The 3,101-nt window shown below is 57.8% G+C and carries 2 rRNA genes; both read right to left on the bottom strand.

The window, feature by feature from the left end:
- Positions 1-1,263 (bottom strand): 23S ribosomal RNA (locus H5J29_RS34470); the annotation flags it as partial.
- Between the two features lie 305 nt (positions 1,264-1,568).
- A 16S ribosomal RNA gene (locus H5J29_RS27015) occupies positions 1,569-3,085 on the bottom strand.
- Positions 3,086-3,101 lie beyond the last annotated feature (16 nt).

Genomic DNA, 3,101 nt, shown 5'->3' with positions numbered 1-3,101 from the left:
CTCTGTGCTGTTGCCACGGCTTCGGCGGTGCGCTTGAGCCCCGCTACATTGTCGGCGCAGGACCACTTGACCAGTGAGCTATTACGCACTCTTTCAAGGGTGGCTGCTTCTAAGCCAACCTCCTGGTTGTCTGGGCGATCCCACATCCTTTCCCACTTAGCGCACGCTTAGGGGCCTTAGCCGGTGATCTGGGCTGTTTCCCTCTCGACTACGAAGCTTATCCCCCGCAGTCTCACTGCCGCGCTAACAGTACCGGCATTCGGAGTTTGGCTGATTTCAGTAAGCTTGTCGGCCCCCTAGACCATCCAGTGCTCTACCTCCGGTACCCACCACGCGACGCTGCACCTAAATGCATTTCGGGGAGAACCAGCTATCACGGAGTTTGATTGGCCTTTCACCCCTACCCACAGCTCATCCCCCAGGTTTTCAACCCTGGTGGGTTCGGGCCTCCACGACGTCTTACCGACGCTTCACCCTGGCCATGGGTAGATCACTCCGCTTCGGGTCTACACCCCGCGACTATGACGCCCTATTCAGACTCGCTTTCGCTACGGCTACCCCACACAGGTTAACCTCGCCACGAAGCATAACTCGCAGGCTCATTCTTCAAAAGGCACGCCATCACATCCCGAAGAACGCTCTGACGGCTTGTAGGCACACGGTTTCAGGTACTATTTCACTCCCCTCCCGGGGTACTTTTCATCTTTCCCTCACGGTACTAGTCCGCTATCGGTCATCAGGGAGTATTTAGGCTTAACGGGTGGTCCCGCCAAATTCACAGCAAATTTCACGAGCTCGCTGCTACTCGGGAGCAACGCCCACACCACCACACAAGTTTTCGCGTACGGGGCTCTCACCCACTACGGCGACCCTTTCCAGAAGTCTTCCACTAACCCATGTGAAATGATGTCCAAGGCTCGGCAGAACCCTGACGGCGAAATCCCACGACACCGCATCCGCAACCCCTGCCGGGTATCACACGAACACGGTTTAGCCTCATCCGCTTTCGCTCGCCACTACTCACGGAATCACGGTTGTTTTCTCTTCCTGTGGGTACTGAGATGTTTCACTTCCCCACGTTCCCTCCGAACGACTATGAATTCATCGCACGGTGACGCCCCATGACGGGCGCCGGGTTTCCCCATTCGGACACCCTCGGATCACAGCTAGGTTGACAACTCCCCGAGGACTATCGCGGCCTCCCACGTCCTTCATCGGCTCCTGATGCCTAGACATCCACCATGTGCCCTTAAACACTTGACCACAACAAGATGCTCGCATCCACTATGCAACACTCAACACACAACCACACACCCGATCCACCGCTCTCCACCACCACCACAACGGAAGCGTTAGAAGAACCAGATCAAGCCGCGGCCAAGAAAAGACACCAAGTGTCTTCTCAGGACCCAACAGTGTGCCGAACCTCTTGCTCTAGCAGCAAAATGTGTTCCACCCAGCGCCCCCATCCACGACCGGCCACAACCGATCGAAGACCACAACAGGGACGAATCAGTGAAAGGACCCCGAAAACTCGGGGACGCTCACCACTCGGTGAGACTCCTTAGAAAGGAGGTGATCCAGCCGCACCTTCCGGTACGGCTACCTTGTTACGACTTCGTCCCAATCGCCAGTCCCACCTTCGACGACTCCCTCCACAAGGGTTGGGCCGCCGGCTTCGGGTGTTACCAACTTTCGTGACGTGACGGGCGGTGTGTACAAGGCCCGGGAACGTATTCACCGCAGCGTTGCTGATCTGCGATTACTAGCGACTCCAACTTCATGGGGTCGAGTTGCAGACCCCAATCCGAACTGAGACCAGCTTTAAGGGATTCGCTCCACCTCACGGTCTCGCAGCCCTCTGTACTGGCCATTGTAGCATGTGTGAAGCCCTGGACATAAGGGGCATGATGATTTGACGTCATCCCCACCTTCCTCCGAGTTGACCCCGGCAGTCTCCCATGAGTCCCCGCCATTACGCGCTGGCAACATGGAACAAGGGTTGCGCTCGTTGCGGGACTTAACCCAACATCTCACGACACGAGCTGACGACAACCATGCACCACCTGCACACCAACCACAAGGGAAGCCCTATCTCTAGGGATGTCTGGTGCATGTCAAACCCAGGTAAGGTTCTTCGCGTTGCATCGAATTAATCCACATGCTCCGCCGCTTGTGCGGGCCCCCGTCAATTCCTTTGAGTTTTAGCCTTGCGGCCGTACTCCCCAGGCGGGGCGCTTAATGCGTTAGCTGCGGCACAGAGACCGTGGAATGGCCCCCACACCTAGCGCCCACCGTTTACGGCGTGGACTACCAGGGTATCTAATCCTGTTCGCTCCCCACGCTTTCGCTCCTCAGCGTCAGTTTCGGCCCAGAGACCCGCCTTCGCCACCGGTGTTCCTCCTGATATCTGCGCATTTCACCGCTACACCAGGAATTCCAGTCTCCCCTGCCGAACTCTAGTCATGCCCGTATCGACCGCAAGCTCAGGGTTAAGCCCCAAGTTTTCACGACCGACGCGACAGACCGCCTACGAGCTCTTTACGCCCAATAATTCCGGACAACGCTCGCACCCTACGTGTTACCGCGGCTGCTGGCACGTAGTTGGCCGGTGCTTCTTATCCAGGTACCGTCACTTGCGCTTCGTCCCTGGCGAAAGAGGTTTACAACCCGAAGGCCGTCATCCCCCACGCGGCGTCGCTGCGTCAGGCTTTCGCCCATTGCGCAATATTCCCCACTGCTGCCTCCCGTAGGAGTCTGGGCCGTGTCTCAGTCCCAGTGTGGCCGGTCGCCCTCTCAGGCCGGCTACCCGTCGTCGCCTTGGTGGGCCATCACCCCACCAACAAGCTGATAGGCCGCGGGCCCATCCCTCACCGAAAAACTTTCCACCAACCCCCATGCGGAAGAAGGTCATATCCGGTATTAGACCCAGTTTCCCAGGCTTATCCCAGAGTGAAGGGCAGGTCACCCACGTGTTACTCACCCGTTCGCCGCTCGTGTACCCCGAAGGGCCTTACCGCTCGACTTGCATGTGTTAAGCACGCCGCCAGCGTTCGTCCTGAGCCAGGATCAAACTCTCCAACAAAATCTGGCTCTAGCTG

The sequence above is a fragment of the Pseudonocardia pini genome, from assembly GCF_013870575.1.
Lineage (GTDB): Bacteria > Actinomycetota > Actinomycetes > Mycobacteriales > Pseudonocardiaceae > Pseudonocardia > Pseudonocardia pini.
The sequence above is the reverse complement of the archived record's forward strand: the minus strand, read 5'-3'. Positions and strand labels throughout refer to the sequence as shown.